The organism is Thermoanaerobaculia bacterium, assembly GCA_035593605.1.
In the GTDB taxonomy this organism is placed as follows: Bacteria; Acidobacteriota; Thermoanaerobaculia; order UBA2201; family DAOSWS01; genus DAOSWS01.
Map to the genome: position 1 here is coordinate 1 of DAOSWS010000016.1, position 19,757 is coordinate 19,757.

Sequence of the window (19,757 nt, forward strand, 5' to 3'; positions counted from 1 at the left end):
GCGATGTCTACAATGGTGACAAATACGAAAATGGTATCAACCTGAAAACCTTGAAAAAGGACTATGTCGCATGAACCCTTTTTACACACCTATTGACATGTCCGGTCTGGAATCCTGGTTCTGACCGGATATAGGGTATAATTAAAGAATGCACTTGCATCACGTAAAATTTGTTTTGATCATTTTTCTTACTTTGACAGGAAGATTAGCACCCGCATTAGATGGTAGCCCTTTTAACGTTCTGGACAGTAAATTACATCAAGAGATGGATCAGATTAATAGAACCTGGTCTTCTGCATCACCAAACGTAAAACCTGTGTTGGAACAAAAATTGACAACGATCTATCAAAGACTTCATGATATTCGGCACTATAAAGCCTTCGAGGAGCTCTGGAACAACATTTACTATTCTGATGACGAGATTGTGGTTCTTTATCCTGCAAGCGGATCACACCTTGCCCCACTTGAGATTGTTCACAGTTCAACATTCCAGCGTGTGACCTTTATTTATACGGAAATCGATCCCAATGTAATTCCCAGACTGGAAGCCACATTGCTTCAAATGGTTGATCTAGGATTCTATTCCGACCTTTCCGTCACTATCACCCCGCTCCAAACACTCTCTGGTTCCCGGGGAGATGATCGTAATCCAAAACAAGATATCGCTTCCTGGCTGCAGAATGAGATTCAAAAAACAGGAACAGCCCCCCCCATAGAGCTCAATTTTTTCTTTAAGTTCAAGCACACAAATGTTTTACTAAAGCTATTAATAAATGCCAGTTCTCAAATACCCGGGTCTTCATCGTATTTCAGGGCTGAAGATATCTCAAAAGCCAACTTGGTCATCACCCATGACTTAAGCTTTGATCCACGTGAGAATCTGTCCCTTCTGTTCGAAATATTAGATTCAAGATGTACTCTCCAGGTTAAAACCAGACTCCTTATTTTGATGGAAGACCTAAATCGATATCCTTTTCCGCTGGATCTATCGCCTTTAGACATTATAAAAACAACTGAGCAACCATATGGACATGCTTCCTTTTTAGCGCTTCCTAGCGGCACCCTCACACCCTTTGAGTCAGGCCAAAGTCTTTACAGAGGAGCCACAGTGTTAGAACCCGATCTACATTTCTGGTGTGCATTAAGCACAAATAAAAGGAAAAATCTTTTCGATTTGATTCTTTTTCGGGATTACGGCTTTAACCGAAGAAATGTTGATCTGATCGATGGACATCCAGTATTTGCTCCCGCCATCCTTGATTGGTACAACGGGTACGCTTATAAGGATATAATAAACTCAGACCTTCGAGAATATCCCAATTTCTTATCGAAATTGGTCGAATCCTGTATCACTCTCCTCAGCGATATCCCAAAAGGAAAAAACCGTGAGTGGCTCTGTAATTCATTGAATATATTTAAGACAACGCTGAGCTCGATTTCGACTGGGGAACCCCGGACAATCATCGACGAAGCATTGAAAAACGGTGACTTAAAGTTCTTGCACTCCAATGCTTCCCGGACTCAGTATACCAAGGCATTAGCATCAACCGATCGAATATTACAAAGATTAAAATCAGACGTCAAACAAGCAAAAGAGGCGCTGAGAGTATATAAAATGAAGGCGAACTTTCTGGAAACCCAATGCTCCAGTCCGAAGGGTTTCAGTAACCATCATAAGGATAGCTTTCAATGAATTTACCTTACGAGATAAAATTTTTTTTCGCTGTGGCTTTCATCTTACCCGTGTTTTCCGCTCGAGTTATCGCAGATAATAATCCCTCAGAAAAATTACTGCACGAAAACATTTCCGTTCTCCGGGACCAGAATCCTGATATGCTCTACGGCCCGGGCAATCAAGAGCTTAAGGATAAAATTACCAAGGCCCGTAATCAAATTTTATCTCAACGTGAAATAGCAACAGAGTCTCTTAAGTCAGAGATCGAAACACTGGATCGGATTAAAGTCCAGGATCCCGTTTTTATTCAAGAATCCGCAGCTTTGATATGGAAACTAAAGGGTCTGAGTGAGGCAGATTACATATTATCACTCTTGAAGAAAATTCCAGCTGAAAAACAAAATACACCAGTATATTCTACACTCATGGACGTTGCCGAACTACAAAGCCCAAAGGGAATTCCCTTACTTGTTCAATGTATGGATAAACACAGTGGCGGTTTTTACCTGAACAATGAGGTATATATCCAATGGCCCCTTACCGTGAAGATCGTTTGGGCGCAATGGGGTCCAGATTCATGGCCGGTTCTGCTCGATTTATTGCACAAAAATAGCGACACTCGCATAAAACAGTCTGCTATGCTTATACTAACACAGGCTCAATACTTACCTGCACTTCAGTCGATTCGCGACCTCGTCAAAAGTGATAACGCCGCCCTTCGCCAGACTGCGATTACATGCCTGGGAGTATTCGGTCATCCTGACGATTTTGGTACACTTGTCAATGTTTTAGCCAACTCTGAAGGAGAAGATTTATGGGCCAGTGCATTCGCATTATTCGAGTATGAAGATCTACGAGCGATTCCCTATCTGGAAAATAAAATGATATGCGAGAACCAAGATGCTCGCTTTGAAATCCTTGCGGCATTATCACATCTAACGACACCTGATTCCATTAATTCTCTGTACCGATACTGCGCCAATCCAGCCAGCAGGAGTGAAAATAGATTTTGCACGAGATGGTCAGCCAATTTTCAAAGGGATTTCGAATGCAATCCGGAAGATTTCATTGTCCTGAATTCTCCGGAACAGGATCACAGGTGCAGGTTGCAGATTCAAAAATTCAACAGCCGATTTCAGCATTCTTCAGAGAGTCAACCGTTTACCCGGAATGATTTCATGACCTTATTAAAATTATGGAAAAATGGATCCTCCCTGCTACCTCCAGAATATCCAAATCTAACGATTGGGACCCTGATTAGTGTTTCTAAAGGTGATGATTTGTCCTTCTATTATCAAGTGTTAGCTTCGGCCTACAAACACTTTACGAATGAATCATGGGCAGACATTCAAACTCTGGAGGAACTGATAAAACGAATAAGCCGAAAGAGATTTCGAGCTGAGATTGGTATCACTTCAAAAGCGTCCAAACCTTGAGCCAAACCACATTGGAACAGAACCACATTCCGTCGAAGTTATTCATCCCGGTTTTCTCATTATTTCTCATTATTTCCGGGTACTGCTCCGTTAGCTATGAAATACTCTGGTTTCGTTCCTTACATCTTCTCCTTGGATCCGATTCTCTGGCTATCGCCCTTGTACTTTCATCTTTCATGGCGGGCCTTGGCGTCGGGAGCTGGTGGCTGGGTAAAGCTGCGGACAGAATATCTCCGTCAGCTCTTTATCGCTGGCTTGAACTGGGGATTGGGCTCTATGCGTGTATCACACCCTGGCTGCTGAGCTTCGGATCCATACCCTATCGTTTTATCTTCCAGTCCCTTGAAGGGCATACGGAACTTTTACTACTTTTCAAATTTCTTCTCAGTTTTGTCGTTCTGTTTATTCCAACCTTCCTGATGGGAGGAACGTTGCCAACCGCCGTACGCATATTAACAAAGAACTTTGAAATCAGGAGCGGCAGAATAGCAAAAGCATATGGTTTGAATACTCTTGGTGCATGTCTATCTGCCGTGCTTGTACCCTTCTTACTTTTACCCAGCTTGGACCAACATTGGGTCCTTGCAGGAACAATTTGTGGGAATCTATTTATATTTCTTGGAATGTTTCTTTTTTCTCCATCCCAAGGAAAACAAGCCATTGCGTATCATGAAAATTTGGGATCAAAAAGCGGAATGAGACTCGAAAAGTCTTTTCTCTCATGGACTTTATTTCTTACAGGTTTTGTGTCACTTGGTCTTGAAACCGTCTGGAACCGGCTTTTCTCGTTGCACATGACAAGCAGCATCTACACATTCAGCCTGATTCTTGCACTATATCTCGCAGCCGTAGGATTCGGATCCTTACTTATGGGACTCCGTCCCTTAAAAAATGGGAACCAGGGTCGAATCTTCGCTTTCACGCAACTAATTATTTCATTTCTTATCATTATCCAGGTGATGATTATTGATAAAGTTACCTGGATACAACTCTGGCTGCTCGACATGGGTGGCGTTGGGTTTGGTTCATACATGCTAACCAACGCTCTTGTCATCACCTTGATGACAGGACCTATCAACCTGTTATTTGGATTATCTTTTCCTTCCGCTTTAACCTATTTGACATCCGATCCAGAGCGGCTTGGAAGAAAAACTGGGGCATTAGCCGCAATCAACACCCTGGGTACAGCCACAGCTTCCATCGTGGTAACATTCTTTTTCTATTCCATTTTAGGCAGCAAAATTACACTTCTGATATTGGGGTTGCTGTCCCTATCTTGCTTTTTTATAATCTCTCGATCGATTCAATTCCCCAAGAGAAACCTCTTGGTCATAATCATTTTGGGTCTTATTGTAGTAGCTTTACTTTTTCCATGGAAAAAACAGAATTTTCATTTGCTAATGGCTCAAAAACCAGATTGGGCTCTGGAAATGTACAGAAAGGATAAACTCCAAACGTATAGAGATCAAATTAAAATATTATCCTTTTTGGAAGGAAGAGAAGCTGTTGTATCGGCCTGCATTTTACCAGAAGGAGTCCGGACCCTCTTTATCAATGGCAAACCGGATGCAAGCGATTATTCCAATGACAAACTCTCTCAATATTTATCAGGGCACCTGCCATTTTTGTATTACCGGAAATCCAATCCTCCTGAAGTTCTTGTATTAGGATTAGGATCTGGTTCTTCCACTTATGCTGCATTCCAACATGACGTGGCAAGCATAGAAACCATTGAAATCTCACCTGAAGTGATACAGTGTGCGAGGAAACATTTCACAGAATTAAACCATAACGTTGCCATGAAAACTCCCATTCGTCTTGCAGACGCCAGAAATATTCTGCATAACACAAACAAACGTTATGACATTATTATCAGTGAACCCTCCAACCCCTGGATTACCGGAGTCAGCAACCTATTTACTACAGAATTTTTTAAGGATGTAGATTTACATCTCAAAGAGGATGGTATTTTTTGTCAATGGTTTTATTATTACAAATTAAATTACGAACACGTTCTTGGTATGGTCTCGACTCTCCGAAGTGTCTTTCCGCATATCAACGCTTACAGTCAAGCGGGTGATATATTTCTGATTGCTTCGAAAAGCAAATTGCAACTGGATGAATCTGCGCTAATGACACCATCGTCAAATACGCAGACCCTCATCAAGCAAATGGGATTTTCTAATTCTAGTATGGTCACAAATTACTTTCTTTGGAATGAAGAACAAATCCATAAAATCGAAACACTACTGCCTGTTAACCGTGACGGCCGATCATGGCTTGAATTTGAAGCTCCTAAATACATTTTTGGAAACTACAGTGACAGTAACCTTTCCAAATTTATTGATACAGCCCCCTCATCTATTCTCCCCCTTTCGGTAAAACCTACTATTACCTCCAGTACTCTGGAATTTCATCCGATTGGCATTAACTTACCGCACTTGCAGGGACTCTCCCTCAACAGCTTTTGTCTTGAACGTCATACCTTTATTTCAAAAGACATAATCCAGAATGCGTTCTGGGTTGCCAGATTTTCAGATAAAAACGGGGGAACCATGGCCCTCTCATCCCCTGTTCTTGAGAGAGACTTAAATTTTCAAACAATTCAGTTACTCCTGAAAGGCGAAATGAAAGGCTGGCTAACTGCAGTTCCCGTGAAGGTGACCTTGCCGGACAGAACCTATTTAGCCTTTGTAGATGAAGGTCCTCCTTTCCGTTGGACAGGTCTATGGAAATATCATGCTAACGGTCAATATTACATTCTTACAGTTGATTCTCTTAAAACAATAAATGACAGAATTTCTTTAGTCAATTATTTAAATAGAATTCGTTATAAATCTTAATATCAGGTCCACTGAAAAACGATTCGGTAGTGTCAAGAATCTTTCGCACTTTTATGGGGAACTCTGCAGTTTTTCATGTCGATGCATATATTCGGTTAATCTCTCCTTCTCGGAGTCAGAAGGTTCTAATTCAAGACACCGCTGGTAGTGGAACACCGCCTGATCGGGTTTATTCAGGAGAGTTGCATAAACGTTTCCCAGGTTTTTATGAATAACAGGGTTATCCTCCCGCAATACAAGTGCAGCTTTAAAAGCTCTTTCGGCTTCCTCACCTCTCCCGGACATTGCGTAAAGGGCACCCATATTGGATAAAATCCCCACATCGGTCGAATTCCATTTTAAGACACGTTCATAGACCTCCAGGGATTCCTCAATCCTTCCTTGTCTAGCCAGAAGATTTCCCCATTCCTTTGCAAGAGTAGCAGATTTTGGATATTTTCTTATCAATGGCTCTATCACATCCGGCAGTGTTGACGGGTCGTTCCTCGATGCTTTTCTCGCATGATACAGGAGGTTCCAGTCTGACAAAATCTGGCTCAGTGTCGCCCTTTGAAACTCAATACCTTTCGGAACTACAGCTCCGATGTACCCGAGACTTTTAAGTTTTTTTTCTTCCTCCGTCGTAGGCTCACTTCGTCTGTATAAGACCTGTACGATTCTCTCCAGAGGAAGATTGCGCGCGCATTCACCGCGAAGATCACGAAGGATCTGTTTATTGGATGTAGAACTGACACGATTGACTTGCTGGTAAGGATCAACGGCACTGTTATAAAGTTCCTCTCCGCCATGTCGTATATACATCCATTCATCTTTTCTGATTCCCATTACAGGATTTGCCCCAAACATAAGTGATGGGAGTACCGTGAGGGAAACAAGAGCTTGCCCAACACGGTCGTGTAGAATTCGATTGATTCCATCCTCATCGATGCCGGAAGAAAGATTCACCCAGCCTTTTATGGTCGGAGCAAGGTCCACCAGTCCCCATGGCCCCTTTGCAGAGTTTGAAATGGGAGGCCTCGGAAAGAATATTAGTGGAACATGTAGCGTGCTTCGGTATATCCCCATACCGTGCTCGGGTTCGTCTTTATCGCCCAGACCCTCACCATGATCTCCCACAATTACCATTTTCCAGGATCTTTTTTTATCCTTACGCAATTGTAGGATCAGTTGTCCCGTAAGTTGGTCCGTATAAGCTACCTGTGATGCATAGGGATTTCCGGGATACTGTGAATCAATTCCAGGTCTTTCCGCGTAAGGCATATGTAAATCGTAAAAATGGACCCAGAGAAATAACTTCTGGTTCTCGGGAGTGTTCCGGATGTAATCCAGTGCTGCATCCAGGGTCAGTTGGCCATCACGGCGGGCTCCCCCACCGCCTTCATCTGCCCTTACTCTCTCGGGACATATGTCGTTGTAAACATCGAAACCTCGATTAAGTCCATACCGCGCGTTCAATGTCTCTGATGAAACAAAGGCCGCCGTTGAATACCCTTTTCTGTGGAAGGCTTCAGCCAGTGTTTCACGGGTATTATCCAGGTTATAACCGGAACAATCCATAACACCGTGGTTCAGAATATCGTTTCCCGTTAGAATGGAAGCATGTGCGGGTGTTGTGAGTGGACAGGTGGTCAATGCCTCTCGGACATATAAACCCTCTCCCGCCAGGGAATCAAGGTGGGGCGTTTCGACCTTCTCGGTTCCGGCAGCGCCAACGTAATCCCATCTCCATGTATCAATGGTTATAAGGAGGAAGGAAGAAACTGAAGGTTGCGATGGCGTGGAGCTTGCCCCATCCCTGGACGAATCATGGTAGCAGGTATTCAAAAGAAGCAGAGCACCTGATACGAGAACACAAAGAATCATTTTTCTGCAGAAATTTAGTATCATATTTGGATTATAGCACTGAGAACCGGGTTAAATGAATCAGTTTCATTTCCGTGTGGAAGTATAAATAAGCGGGGCCATTTGGCCCCGCTTAGAATTGCATCTTCAGGAATACGCAGGTTTACTGTTTTACTTTTCCATCTTCCGGGACTTCCCGCCTTGTGGGTGCTTTCCCAGATACATTGCACCGGGAAAGTGGCTTGGTTCGCCATCCGTTTGTCATGGGAAGAATTGGTGAAAGGGAAGTTGTATTCTCATGAGTTGTAAAACTTCTCTTTGCACAGCTATTCGCGGTTGTGTCCTTGGTACCACCGCAGGCGGCAGTATCTCCCGTTAGCGATCTCTCCGTGCTGGAAGAATTGTTTCCATGCCGCCCAAAATTGCTTCCAGTTACCGCAGTGATGACGAACCAGTAACCTTGTCCTGCAGCTGGGATCGGTGATGTTAGGTTGTCCACATTTCCTGAAGTACCAATGGAACAGTTCTCATTGGTAACAGTCATTGTTGAACCCAGCGTGGAGAGATTACCCCAGTACATATTAAAATTATCGGGCGTACCACAGGCTGGATCCCACGTAACGTGAACCGTATTCGGGTTTGTACCCTTGGTGACTGTCATGTAAGTTCCTGGAACATCTTCACCATAGGTTGGGGGGGGAGGCGCGCTTCCGCACGAACCCGAACAGGTTGTTGAATCACATTGCCAGCCTGTTGCAGAAAGGAAAGCTGCCGCCAATCGATGGGTCGAATTTGTGTTTTGCATGTGAGTCAAAAACCTAATCCCAAAATTAGGGTTGTTGAGCATTGAATCAGCAGCTGAAGGCCCGGAGCAAGGTGGTACATCCGCCATACCTGCCACTGTGGCATAGAGAGAACCACTCCAGCACTGCCATTCATCACCACCAGCGGCTGTACCGGGATCATTAAGGCCAAGGTTACACCAGGTAACTCCGTTTGGTGTCCACGCTATATCCCAGTAATCTCCTGTCTGAAGGTTACCGACATCCCACTCCCACCACATGGCTACGTTAGTTGTAGCACCTACCGTGCTCAATGTATGTTGGATATATCGATCAGTGTTTTTTCCAGTCGTAAATGCAACACCGGTATCGGGATCAGTCCAGCACCCATCACCATAGTCTGCCTGGCTCCAGGTACCTGAAACAGTCCACGGATCTGAAAATCCCCATCGACCTGTTGAACTCGTGGCAGTTGGGGCAACTTCGAACCTATCATAATAACTCATCCCGTTGACCGGATCTGGATTAATTGAATCTTCAATCCCGATATCTACTGGAGAAGACAAGGTGACCGGACCATAGGGGTTCGTGGATTGAACCGTTACCTCTAATGGGATCTGCTGGCCAGCAGCAGGGCAGGCGACGGAAGGATCCACCGCTATGGTGAAAGGATCACTGGGATCCGGTGCATAGACATAACCGGTACCGTAGGGAATGAGACCATAGGTTGCATTACCATCACAAATCTGGATCATCCCGGCACCAAACACCGCGTCACAGGTGGGACAGCTAAGTGTGGCGGTGGTCCCATAGGCCCAGTCGTTTCCTGTGTTGGCCAGGTAGGGCATGACAACCCCTACCTCCCCTGGATCAATACCGCCATTATCGTTGCAATCGGTGTCGTCAAAGGCGAACTGGTCATACGCAAGGACGGGATCACCGGAGCAGACCGTACTTTCGCAGACCAGATTGCCAATATTTAATGCCACATCATCGATGTGAACATCATTTCCATAATCGTTCACGCAAAGAAGTCCAACCTGCACTGACGAATGTCCTGCACCTGCATATGCTGTGAGATCCACGGAGTGTTGAGTCCACACATTCGCCGAACCATTGTATCTATAGACAGGTGCACCAACATTAACCCAGTGAGTTCCTTCTGTTGCACAGGTCGATGTTCCCGCTTCACAAACCTGAACCTGGATGTAGTCTTCATTCGTGTAGATGTTATCGTGAAACATCCAGTAGGTCAGTGTAGCACCTGCATAGGAGGTGAGGTCAGATACTGTGCTTCGGTAGAGCCGTGCAGAGGAAGGTGGATAAACGGTCCAGGTATTGGCATAGGCCAGGCCCGCGCCACTGTGGGTTGGATATCCCGAAGGGTGAACAGTAGCAGTAGATCGCTGCCACAGCAAAGTACCACCGGTGGTATCAACGGATAACCGGGCCCATCCCGTCGGAGGGAAAGTTGTCGAGTCGAACGATTCGGTAAAAGCTGAGCCAGTAACATTAAAATTGGCATTTGCGATTTCCGTGAAAGTTTGAGAAGCGCTGCAACCGCCTCCTGTATTAGTCCATGCATCATCAATGGCATGAATATTGGTGATGTTAAAGGTCAACGTCTTGGTACAATTGGCGGGCCAAGCGCCAGTGTACTCTACGGCAAATGGGTAATCACCATACGCATAAGTCATTGAGGGAAGATCCGGAAATGTCACGGTGGGATTGATGATCGTAACATCAGGATCCGAACAGGTCAGGGTAACTTCAAAAGGTCCAGGAAGATCATCACTTTCATAGTTTGCGATAGCGATATTGTAATTTAAAACTTCCCCACGATCATGGTATGTGTCGTCATCACAGCCGCCACTCAATGGATCAATTTGATACACGCAGACTTCCCTCTGGCAGTCTACTGTTGAATTGTTGGAAGTGTATGGGTTTCCATCACCGCCGGTAAAGGAGAGCCAGATGTCGTCCCCGTGAACGGCACCCAGATCGCTTAATGAAGCTGGTGTAACAGAGAAGGGTCCGGTACCTGAAATCGTACCCGCTACAGAACCTCCGCTGGTTACGTGGTACACAGCATTAGTCGGCGTTCCCGTTGCATCAACGATGGTTGCCGTGGCTTCATCCACGCAGAAGTAGGTCATCTTGTCCAGTGTGGCAGAGGGCTCTACCGCACAATCGGCAAACCGGAAGCTGGCGATGTAGCTTGTATCTTCCACGCCGGTGCTGGGGGCAGTGGTTGAACGATCTCTCACATACTCAACATTCACCCAAATGTCACATCCGTTGGGATCAATGGCAGCCCCGTTATAATCACCCCACCGGTAGATACTATACTGCACAGTACCATTCTGATATACCTTTTCACCAGCTTTGACAGTAACGGGACCTGAGAGTGTATTGGTTGGGTCACCTGCCTGACGCCCCGCGAGGTAGCCACCGACGTACACAGGGCCTGTTGCTGAAGCGCGGTTGAAGACTGTTATGAAGTTTTGCTTCGTATCCACAGTGCAATCGGCCATCCACAAATGGTTGTTTGCGAGCGTATATTCGTTAGTTTGAATAACAGCCGGGTTACTTCCACTAACATTAATCTGGTTCCACTGGACCGTATCGAAGTTGGAGCCATTATTCCCCGTTCTAACCGTCCAGAGGTAAGGCCATCGCAGCTCAACATCGGTTTGGCGAATATCAAGCCCATCGATCGGGTAGCTTTGTGCGTAGGCAGAATTACTTGGGTTAGTGATCGAACCAGGGTAGGATGTTACGCTGGCCTGCCATTGTGTTGGGGTTGACGTCAATGTCGGCTGGTTCCATCGCCAGAGATCATGGGCTTGAGTAGACAAATTTGGGGTAATAATATACGTGGGCGTGCCCGCCGGGGGGTATTGCCCCTGGTCAAAGCCCCGCCTCTCGGCAGCCTGCGGAATGAGTGTACTGGAAAACACATACTGAGCCTGATCCGCTGATAGCAACGTTGATCCCGCATAAGCCTTTGTTTTATTAATGACATACATCACAGACTGGTTGCCTCCGGAAGATGGGAACCAGACGGATCCGCTGAAAATTGCATCTTCCCCTACAGCCGTATGGGGATAATCCGCAACTCCCGTACCGGCAGGATCGATTTCATAGGTCCACCAGTTACTGGCTGCGGTAATGGGGCTTTCCGCTTTGGATACGGCCAGGCAGAGTCTGCTATCTGTTGCGGTAGAATTAATACCAAGTCCTGTTACAACGTACCGGTCGTTCTCATCATCGTAGACAACCTGTGGATCACAGGTATAACCGTTGCCGCAAATGGACAGGCCCGTAAACAGCGATTGAAGTGAGATCGTGCCCTGCGAAGCACCGGTCTTGTTGTACACATGGAGGTATGAGTTGTAGCCCCCTATCACATATGAATCCCCGACCGCCAGGTCCACATCCGGAGGACCTCCAAATGTAGCGGAAACAGGGAAACTTTTAAACCCAATCCCCCCCGAACCCGGGGCTCCATCAGGTCCGTATCCGGGGATAAGGTTCAGGATCGGAGCGTCAGGGTCCAACCCGTCCTGGAGTGTTCCATAATCGGGTAAACCTTTTGAGTTCTCTTCCAATGTGCGCTTTAGCTGCTGCTCACTCTCCTCCAACCACTCCATCTCAATGGAACCTTTATTGTTTACGGGGACCGAAGGATCCCATTCAAGGGAAAAGTCTCGATCAGGTCCTTCGCTTTGCTGTGCAGGATCCAGATAAATGAGCACGCCTTCAGGAAGTGCACCACCCGACGAATCCGACCCCGATTTCGGAAATAAGATACCCCGGGAAGCAATGGTTTTGGGTTCAACGTAAACCGAAGTATCCAGTTTTTCTGCATGAAGCGGTTTTTTCGCTTCTTTCATGCTTTTCTCAGTTTTGCTCTTGCCGGGTTCATCCCCTCCTATAACGATGGAAGTGGAAAAAAACAGAAAAACAGCCAGTAAAACAAGTAAAACCCTTAAACGAGAATGTTTCATACGATCCTCCTTGTTGTAGACCTCGTAAGAATATATTGCGCGGGCGCATTCATCATGCGGCCGAGATCACATGCAAATAATGAAAGCAAAACTCGTGCCAGCAAAGCACAATTCAAAATAAACCTTTTTTTATCAAAGACTTACTTTCCTCTTGAATCCCTTGACCCGCATTCCCACTGTTACGTTTTGTAACAATCAGAACAGGCCCTCCGAAAGACGAGAATTCCACGCAGATATCATACCCACCCCCTCCCCCTGTGTCAAGCCCGAAGCCACTCCTTTTCAAAATTCGTTCAGGCCAGAAGGGCCAGGTCGGCGAGTTGAGTAATGAGGTTGGTAAAGGAAATGCCGGAATGCTCCATGAGCTTCGGGTACATAGATATGGGAGTGAATCCTGGAATCGTGTTGATTTCGTTCAGGAGAAGACCTTTCTCTCGATCCAGGAAGAAGTCCACCCGGGCCATCCCATAGGCATCGACGGCTGTGTAGGCGGACGCGGCCATTCTTCGCGCCTCGGCAATCACTTCTTCAGGAAGGCTGGCGGGAACCAGAACCTGAGCTTTATTATTCACATACTTGTCGTCGTAATCGTAGAAGTCGGAACCCGGCACAATTTCTCCCGGCACGGATACGACATCCGGCGTATAGCCTCCCAGGACCGCGACCTCCAGTTCGCGTCCCTTGATGGCCGGCTCGATCATGACCTTCCGGCTGATTGCAAAGGCGGATTCGACGGCAGCCGGCAATGCCTCCAGGGCGCTCACATGGGAAATTCCGACCGAGGATCCCGAATCGGCCGGTTTCACAAAGACCGGTGCGTGAATTGCGTTTCCGAATCGATCCAGTTCACTCTTCCAGCTCTCCCGGTGGAGGACCCGCCAGGGGACAACCGGAAGGCCGTGATGGGCCCACAGGGCCTTGGATACAGCCTTGTCCATTCCAAGGGCGGAAGCACGGACCCCGCAGCCCACGTAGGGGTACCCGAGGGACTGCAACCACGCCTGAAGGTTCCCGTCCTCTCCAAAGGTCCCATGAACCAGGGGAAAGACAACATCCGGTCGGAGGTCGCCGAGGATATCATGGAGCTGGCGTTGTGAGGGTTCATATCCAGATCCCAGGACCATCGACTCTGCCTGCGCACCTTCGACCCATTGCCAGTCCCGTGTCATACCGATCAGGACCGGGTCGAAGCTTTCACGATCCACCCGGGCGTAGACACTCCGGGCCGAAATAATGGAGACATCGTGTTCGACAGAGGGGCCGCCGAAGAGGATGGCGAGGCGTCTCATGAAAAGATCTTGAAAAATTTCTTCATGACAGAGGAATCCTCAATGGCCAGAATGGTCTCCATCTCTCCGGCATCAAGATAGACGCCGCCGCAGGACAGGCACTTATCGACCTGGACTCCCTTGAACTGAATCTCCTCCATTTCCATTCCGCACTTGGGACAGTGAAGCCAGTGAAGTTCCCTGAGCTTTGCCCTCTCTGCCTCGGCAATCTTATCGAGCCGCTCCTTCTGAAGTGCCTTCCGGCGCTTCAGCTCTTCCTGCATGAAAAACTCTTCTTCTTTTTCACTGGGCTTATGAATTATCATCGGTCATCCTCCTTGAAGGGTTGCTTGGCAGAATGTAAGCACTGATCCAAAAAGGTGAGGATCGCGTCCAGGCGTTCAATCACCGGCACACCGGAAGCCTTCAGCTCTTCATAGGAATAGCTCCCGGTGGCCACCAGAAGGACGGGAACCTCCGCGGCCTTCGCCGTTTCGACATCCAGCGGCATATCTCCGATATAAAGGCAATGTTCCGGCCCCTTCCCGGCCCGCTCCATGATGGATTCCAGCATGTCCGGGTGGGGCTTGGGGCGGGGTACGTCGTTGGGGCCCAGTACAGACTGAAAGTAGTGCTCGATTTCAAGATGCGCAAGGATCTGACGGGAAAATGTAGAGGGTTTATTGGTCGCCACCGCCATAGTGTACCCGCGGGATCGGAGCCGGGACAGCGTCGTTTCGACCGTGGGCAGGATCTCCGTGAGCGGCAGGCAGACCTGGGGATATTGTTCTCGAAAGTAGCGAATCCCGGTGGTCACATTCGCTTCTCCCATTGCCTCCCGCATCAGGTGCTCCAGGCCCCACCCCACCCTGCGGCGCGTCCGCGCGAAATCCCAGGGTTCGTATCCCAGGGTGGTCATGGCGTGAACCAGGCTTGCGTGGATCGCCCGGAACGAATCCACCAGGGTGCCGTCCAGGTCAAAGATAAGAAGTTCCGGGGCCATTGCGGCCTAGTATATCAGATGCCCCATCACCGTCGACCATCCAATCGGGAACTTTCCACGTGCCTCCCGGTCCTATATAATATGATTGTGAAACGCTGTATTCTCTTTCTGCTTCTTCTTTCTCTTGCCGGATGCGACAACGAAGCCCGGAAACTCAGGCGTCTCGATGAGGTAAAGAACCTTATTCATCGATATGTGGAAGTTCTCCCGAAGGCCTACGAAACGGGCAATATCAGTGCTCTGGACGGGTTTGCTTCCGAAAGGGAAAAATCCACGGTCCGCACCATGGTTCAGACGCTACGGGCCAAGAACTACCGTCTGAAAGCCTCCCTGGCCGATCTGCAGATCACCTATACCGACATCTTCAACGAATCCAATGCCTATGTGAGGACAACCGAGACCTGGGATGTCACTTCGTACCGCGTGGACACGGGGGAAGTAAGGGGACATCAGCGGGGTCAGGTTCTCCACGTGGTCTATCAGGTCAAAGAATTTCAGGGAGAGGGCTGGCTCGTCATCGCCAGAATCGTCCAGGAGACCAAACAGCCCTTCCTCAAAGAATGACCCGTTCCCAACCTGTTGTCGTGATCTGCGGGAGGCCGAACGTGGGGAAGAGTACGCTCTTCAACCGATGGGTCGGCCGGAGGAAGGCTCTCGTTCATCGGAAACCGGGCATGACCCGGGACCGGATTGAAGAGGATATGGGAGGGTACCGGCTCGTGGACACGGGCGGGATCGAATTTCTCTCGGAAGATGAGCTATCCGGCACGATTCGCGACCAGGCCAGGCAGGCCCTCCAAGGTGCCGACCTGATTCTCCTTACCGTGGATGGGGCCGGAGGAATCAATCCTCTGGACAAGGATCTCTCCGACTACCTCCATAAACTGGATGTACGGGTATGGCTCGTAGTGAACAAGGCGGACGTCAAGGTTTCGGAGTCGAACATCCATGAGTTTTCCGAACTGGGGTGGCCCCGGATTCACCTTGTTTCCGCCGAACATGGCGACGGTACCGGAACGCTTCGAGAGGAGGCGGAAGCCTTCCTTGGAGTGGAAAGCACGGCGGGTCCCGCTCCCATTGCGAGAATCGCCATCGTAGGAAAACCGAACGTGGGAAAATCCTCCCTCATTAACCGCCTTCTGGATCAATCCAGGCTCACGGTTTCCTCTCTTCCGGGAACAACCCGGGACGCGGTGGACGTGGAAGTTCGAAGACAGGGGAATACCTATGTCTTCGTGGATACCGCCGGGCTCCGAAGAAAGAAACAGGTTCGGGATGAGCAGGAGAAGCTCTCCGTCATGAAAAGTATTCAGAGCATCGAACGGTCAGATCTCTGCTGCCTGGTTGTCGATGCCAGCCAGCCCATCACGCAGCAGGACCTGAGTATTGCGACGGAGATTGTACGGGCCCGCAAGGCGGTCATCGTTCTGGCCAATAAAACCGATCTCCTGACCGGTTCCGATGCCTCCATCACCCTCCGGTCCGCATTGACGGAACGCCTTACCTTTCTCAGCCATGCCCCCATTCTTCTCCTTTCCGCCAGAACGGGACGAAACGTAGGGAAGATCTGGCTTCAGATCGATCGAGTCCTGGAGGCCTATCAGAGACGGGTACCCACCGGAATACTTAACCGTCTCTATGCCGATTTTGCCGCCCGCTTTCCTTCACGGCAGAGAAAGTTCCTCTACATCACTCAGGCGGCCACGGCCCCTCCTCTCTTCGTTCTCATGTCCAACCGTGCGGGCCCCCTGGATGCGAGCTTCTCCCGTTTTCTGGAAAACCGCATTAGAGAAGCTGTGGACTTTCCCGGTACCCCCATCCTGTTCAAGGTCCGGGGACGAAAACCCAGGAATTCGTAATCCGGGACCCGGGTATGATAGGATAGGTTCGCCGTTCCTGATTCTTGAGGAACAACCCCATTTCAGTCCGGAGAGTATCGATGACACAAGAGGTCTCCCTGTTCCACCCGTCCCGCAGAGCCTACAGGTTTTCCGTACTTCTCTTTGTTAGCCTCCTGACCTACGGCTCCTATTTTGCATATGACAGTCTTGGCGCCATCGCCCCCATGCTCATCGAAGCCCTGGGCGTAGACCGCGCCGCTGTGGGAGCCACCTACACCGTCTATTCCATCGCGGCCATAGTTTCTGTATTCCTGGGCGGCCTGTTAATCGATAAGATAGGGACAAGGAAGGCCAGCCTTATCTTTTCCTCCCTGGTCGTACTGGGAACGATCATCGTGGCCATCGCGCCATCCCTCTGGCTCCTCTATGTGGGCCGGTTCATCTTCGGTGCAGGATCGGAGTCTCTTGTCGTTGCCCAGAGTGCCATCATCGCCCGCTGGTTCAAGGGGAAGGAGCTGGCCCTCGCCTTCGGCATCGCCCTCACGATTTCCCGCCTGGGTACGCTCTTCAGCTTCAACACCGAAGCACTCATCGCCTCCTTCTTTGGAAAGTACCAGTACGCCCTCTGGGCCGCCGTTCTCTTTTGCGTCGTGTCTCTCCTGAGCAACCTCATTTACAATATCCTTGACAAACGGGGCGAACACGCACTGGATCTCAAAGAAGAGGGCGCCGGGGACAAGATCGTCTTATCGGATATTAAGAAATTCAAGTCTTCCTACTGGTACGTCACTCTCCTCTGCGTCACCTTTTACTCCGCCATCTTTCCTTTCACCGCGCTGTCCACCGATTTCTTCCATGACAAGTGGGGGCTCCCGATGGAAGCAGGCGGAAGCGGAGGGTTCTTATCCCAGGTCTTTTCCAACCTGATTCACATGTTTACAACGGCCGGCGGGACCACTTCGATTATCATCTTTGCCTCCATGGTTTTCGCCCCCTTCGCAGGAAGTCTTGTGGATAAAATTGGCCGCCGGGCCAGCCTCATGATGATCGGGTCGATCCTCATGATCCCCTCTTACATCATCATGGGCTACACGACCGTCAACCCCGCCATCCCCATGATCATTCTGGGAGCGGCATTTGTCCTCGTTCCGGCCGCCATGTGGCCCGCTGTTCCTCTGATCGTTCAGAAGGAGCGGGTGGGTACAGCGTTCGGGCTCATGACGATGATTCAGAATATCGGGCTGGCCACCTTTCCCTGGTTAAATGGTCTTCTGCGGGACTTTACCCATACCTACAAGGCCAGCATGCTGATGTTTGCCAGCCTGGGAGCTTTCGGACTTCTCTTCGCCGTTCTTCTTCTCCGGGCAGACCGGCGGGAAGGCGGAAAACTGGAGAATCCTCACGGCTGAGAATTGAATTTTCAGTCTGATGTGACAGGAAGGATGTCGGTCAGGCTCCAACCATGCTGTGGACCTTGTCCACCAGCACATTGACGGAAAAGGGTTTCCCGAGAAAATCGCTGGCACCCAGTTCAACGCCCCGATGTATGTTCTGCGGGCTGGACAGCACGCTGAGGATGATGACCGGGATGTTGGCGGTTTGGGGGTTTTCTCTGACGATCCGCAAAAAATCGAACCCGTTCAGCTTTTCTTCCTCAAAGGCCAGATCGAGGATAATGAGATCGGGACATTCATCCCGTATGAACTCAATCGCATCACGCACGGAGGACTTCAGCGTGGTGTCAAAATTGGAAAGCCTGAGCTTGAAATCCACCACCTGACGCAAACATGGATCATCATCTACAATCAGGATCCGCTTCCGTGCCATCATATGTAGTATACCTCAATCTTCCTTTTTTGGCTCCCATGGAGCGGCAGACCCGTTTTTCATGGCAATGGCAACGGTCACAGCCTGATCCCGCTCATGGGTCATGGAGACATGAATCTCTCCGACATTCGCCTGGCTCGCGTGAACAGCCAGTCGACCGTGAAGCCGGACAGAGGGAGCTCCCCCGGGAAGGTGGATCACTTCCACATCCGTAAACCGGATGGGAAACCCAACCGGTCGGAGGGCCTTGTACACCGCCTCTTTCATGCTGAATATGACCGCAAGTTCCTGGATAAAGACCGGGTGTTCATCCGCGTGGCGAATTTCGCCGGGATGGGTGATCCGATGGAGAAATTTCTTCCCAAATCGGGAATAGGCAGATGCGATCCGTTTCAGATTGACAATATCAACACCGATGCCGTAGATCATCAGAGCGGTGTATTCAGGTTGAGGGGGTGGGCTCCGCCTCCAATCTTAAAATTGTGCATCATCGCCTTCCGGATATAGAGCTTGGCCTTGTTGACGCTGGTCAGAAGATCGTCTCCCTTGATGAGGTTTCCCAGCACACAGGAAGAGAAAACCGCACCTTTGCCCAGCGTGTTTTCCGTAACCATCAGAGGGGCATCCGCCAGTTTGATGCTCATGCCGTCATGAACCACATCCATGGCGCGATTATCCTTCCCTCTTGAGGTGATCACGACCTGGCTGCACCCGCGCTGGATCAGCTCCGAGGCTGCATCGCGCATGGCCTGCAGGTCCTCGACCGGTTTTCCCAGGATCATACCGGCCTCCTCCACGTTGCATACGACAATATCCACTTTGGGCATGATATGGGTGACCAGGGCATTGAGAACAGCGGGCGTCTGGAGACGGTGTCCTAACGGATGGATCAGGGAAAGATCCAGCAGGCTGGGCTGGATGGGTCGGGAGCCGAGAAGCTCCGCTACCATGTCGACCGTAATTTCTTCAGGGAGCAGGGAAAGCTTCAGCCCATTAAACGTGAGATCGGAGAGAAGCGCTTCCAGCTGCTGCCCCACACTTGCGAAGGGAACCGGCATGAAATCGGTGACCTGACGGGTATTCTGGGCAAAGATCCCCGTCACACAGGCCGCCACGTAATAACGAAAATTGTGAAACATACGGATATCCACACCGACACCGCCTGCGCCGGTCGGATCGAAGGCCCCAATGACAAGAACACGTTTATTCACAACCATATTGTACATAATT

Annotated in this window: 14 protein-coding genes; 6 read left to right on the forward strand and 8 right to left on the reverse strand. The window is 49.2% G+C overall.

Features of this window, described 5'->3' with window-relative positions:
- The first annotated feature begins 148 nt into the window (after positions 1 to 148).
- The 3 genes from PLD04_09090 (at position 149) to PLD04_09100 (ending at position 5,954) form a co-directional block, all read left to right on the forward strand.
- A complete protein-coding gene (locus PLD04_09090) occupies positions 149 to 1,693 on the forward strand; it encodes a hypothetical protein (GenBank protein HXK68485.1) in 1,545 nt (514 codons plus the stop codon).
- Positions 1,690 to 3,111 carry a HEAT repeat domain-containing protein gene (locus PLD04_09095; protein ID HXK68486.1) on the forward strand — a complete coding sequence of 474 codons (1,422 nt, stop codon included), beginning with the start codon at positions 1,690 to 1,692 and terminating at the stop codon, positions 3,109 to 3,111. Before PLD04_09090 ends, PLD04_09095 begins: the two co-directional genes overlap by 4 nt.
- A 176-nt stretch (positions 3,112 to 3,287) precedes the next feature.
- The gene (locus tag PLD04_09100) at positions 3,288 to 5,954 is read left to right on the forward strand and encodes a fused MFS/spermidine synthase (GenBank protein HXK68487.1); all 2,667 of its coding nucleotides are present in this window, start codon (positions 3,288 to 3,290) and stop codon (positions 5,952 to 5,954) included.
- 51 nt (positions 5,955 to 6,005) lie between these two features.
- Here the strand turns inward: PLD04_09100 and PLD04_09105 are convergent, their stop codons facing one another.
- From PLD04_09105 to PLD04_09125, 5 genes are all read right to left on the reverse strand, one after another.
- Entirely contained in the window at positions 6,006 to 7,841 is a 1,836-nt protein-coding gene (locus PLD04_09105; protein HXK68488.1) for a sulfatase-like hydrolase/transferase, read from the reverse strand.
- Positions 7,842 to 7,959: 118 nt separating this feature from the next.
- Complete coding sequence (locus PLD04_09110; protein ID HXK68489.1) at positions 7,960 to 12,588, reverse strand: hypothetical protein; 4,629 nt, start codon at positions 12,586 to 12,588, stop codon at positions 7,960 to 7,962.
- A gap of 293 nt (positions 12,589 to 12,881) precedes the next feature.
- On the reverse strand, positions 12,882 to 13,877 hold the full coding sequence (locus tag PLD04_09115) for a D-alanine--D-alanine ligase family protein (GenBank protein HXK68490.1): 996 nt from the start codon (positions 13,875 to 13,877) through the stop codon (positions 12,882 to 12,884).
- Positions 13,874 to 14,182, reverse strand: coding sequence for a zf-TFIIB domain-containing protein (locus tag PLD04_09120; protein HXK68491.1), 309 nt, complete (start codon positions 14,180 to 14,182; stop codon positions 13,874 to 13,876). Before PLD04_09120 ends, PLD04_09115 begins: the two co-directional genes overlap by 4 nt.
- The gene (locus PLD04_09125; GenBank protein HXK68492.1) at positions 14,179 to 14,859 is read right to left on the reverse strand and encodes an HAD-IA family hydrolase; all 681 of its coding nucleotides are present in this window, start codon (positions 14,857 to 14,859) and stop codon (positions 14,179 to 14,181) included. Before PLD04_09125 ends, PLD04_09120 begins: the two co-directional genes overlap by 4 nt.
- A gap of 87 nt (positions 14,860 to 14,946) precedes the next feature.
- Between PLD04_09125 and PLD04_09130 the strand changes: the two genes are divergently transcribed.
- The 3 genes from PLD04_09130 (at position 14,947) to PLD04_09140 (ending at position 18,109) form a co-directional block, all read left to right on the forward strand.
- Entirely contained in the window at positions 14,947 to 15,423 is a 477-nt protein-coding gene (locus PLD04_09130; protein ID HXK68493.1) for a hypothetical protein, read from the forward strand.
- Positions 15,420 to 16,718 (forward strand): ribosome biogenesis GTPase Der, encoded by a 1,299-nt coding sequence (der, locus tag PLD04_09135; GenBank protein HXK68494.1) that lies wholly within the window; start codon positions 15,420 to 15,422, stop codon positions 16,716 to 16,718. Before PLD04_09130 ends, der begins: the two co-directional genes overlap by 4 nt.
- A gap of 80 nt (positions 16,719 to 16,798) precedes the next feature.
- The gene (locus tag PLD04_09140; protein ID HXK68495.1) at positions 16,799 to 18,109 is read left to right on the forward strand and encodes an MFS transporter; all 1,311 of its coding nucleotides are present in this window, start codon (positions 16,799 to 16,801) and stop codon (positions 18,107 to 18,109) included.
- A 40-nt stretch (positions 18,110 to 18,149) separates the two neighbouring features.
- On the opposite strand, the gene PLD04_09145 is transcribed toward PLD04_09140, so the two are convergent.
- From PLD04_09145 to PLD04_09155, 3 genes are read right to left on the reverse strand one after another with little or no spacing between them, the layout of a single operon-like run.
- Positions 18,150 to 18,527, reverse strand: coding sequence for a response regulator (locus PLD04_09145; protein ID HXK68496.1), 378 nt, complete (start codon positions 18,525 to 18,527; stop codon positions 18,150 to 18,152).
- A 15-nt stretch (positions 18,528 to 18,542) separates the two neighbouring features.
- Positions 18,543 to 18,956, reverse strand: coding sequence for a holo-ACP synthase (acpS, locus tag PLD04_09150; GenBank protein ID HXK68497.1), 414 nt, complete (start codon positions 18,954 to 18,956; stop codon positions 18,543 to 18,545).
- Complete coding sequence (locus PLD04_09155; protein ID HXK68498.1) at positions 18,956 to 19,738, reverse strand: PfkB family carbohydrate kinase; 783 nt, start codon at positions 19,736 to 19,738, stop codon at positions 18,956 to 18,958. Before PLD04_09155 ends, acpS begins: the two co-directional genes overlap by 1 nt.
- Positions 19,739 to 19,757 lie beyond the last annotated feature (19 nt).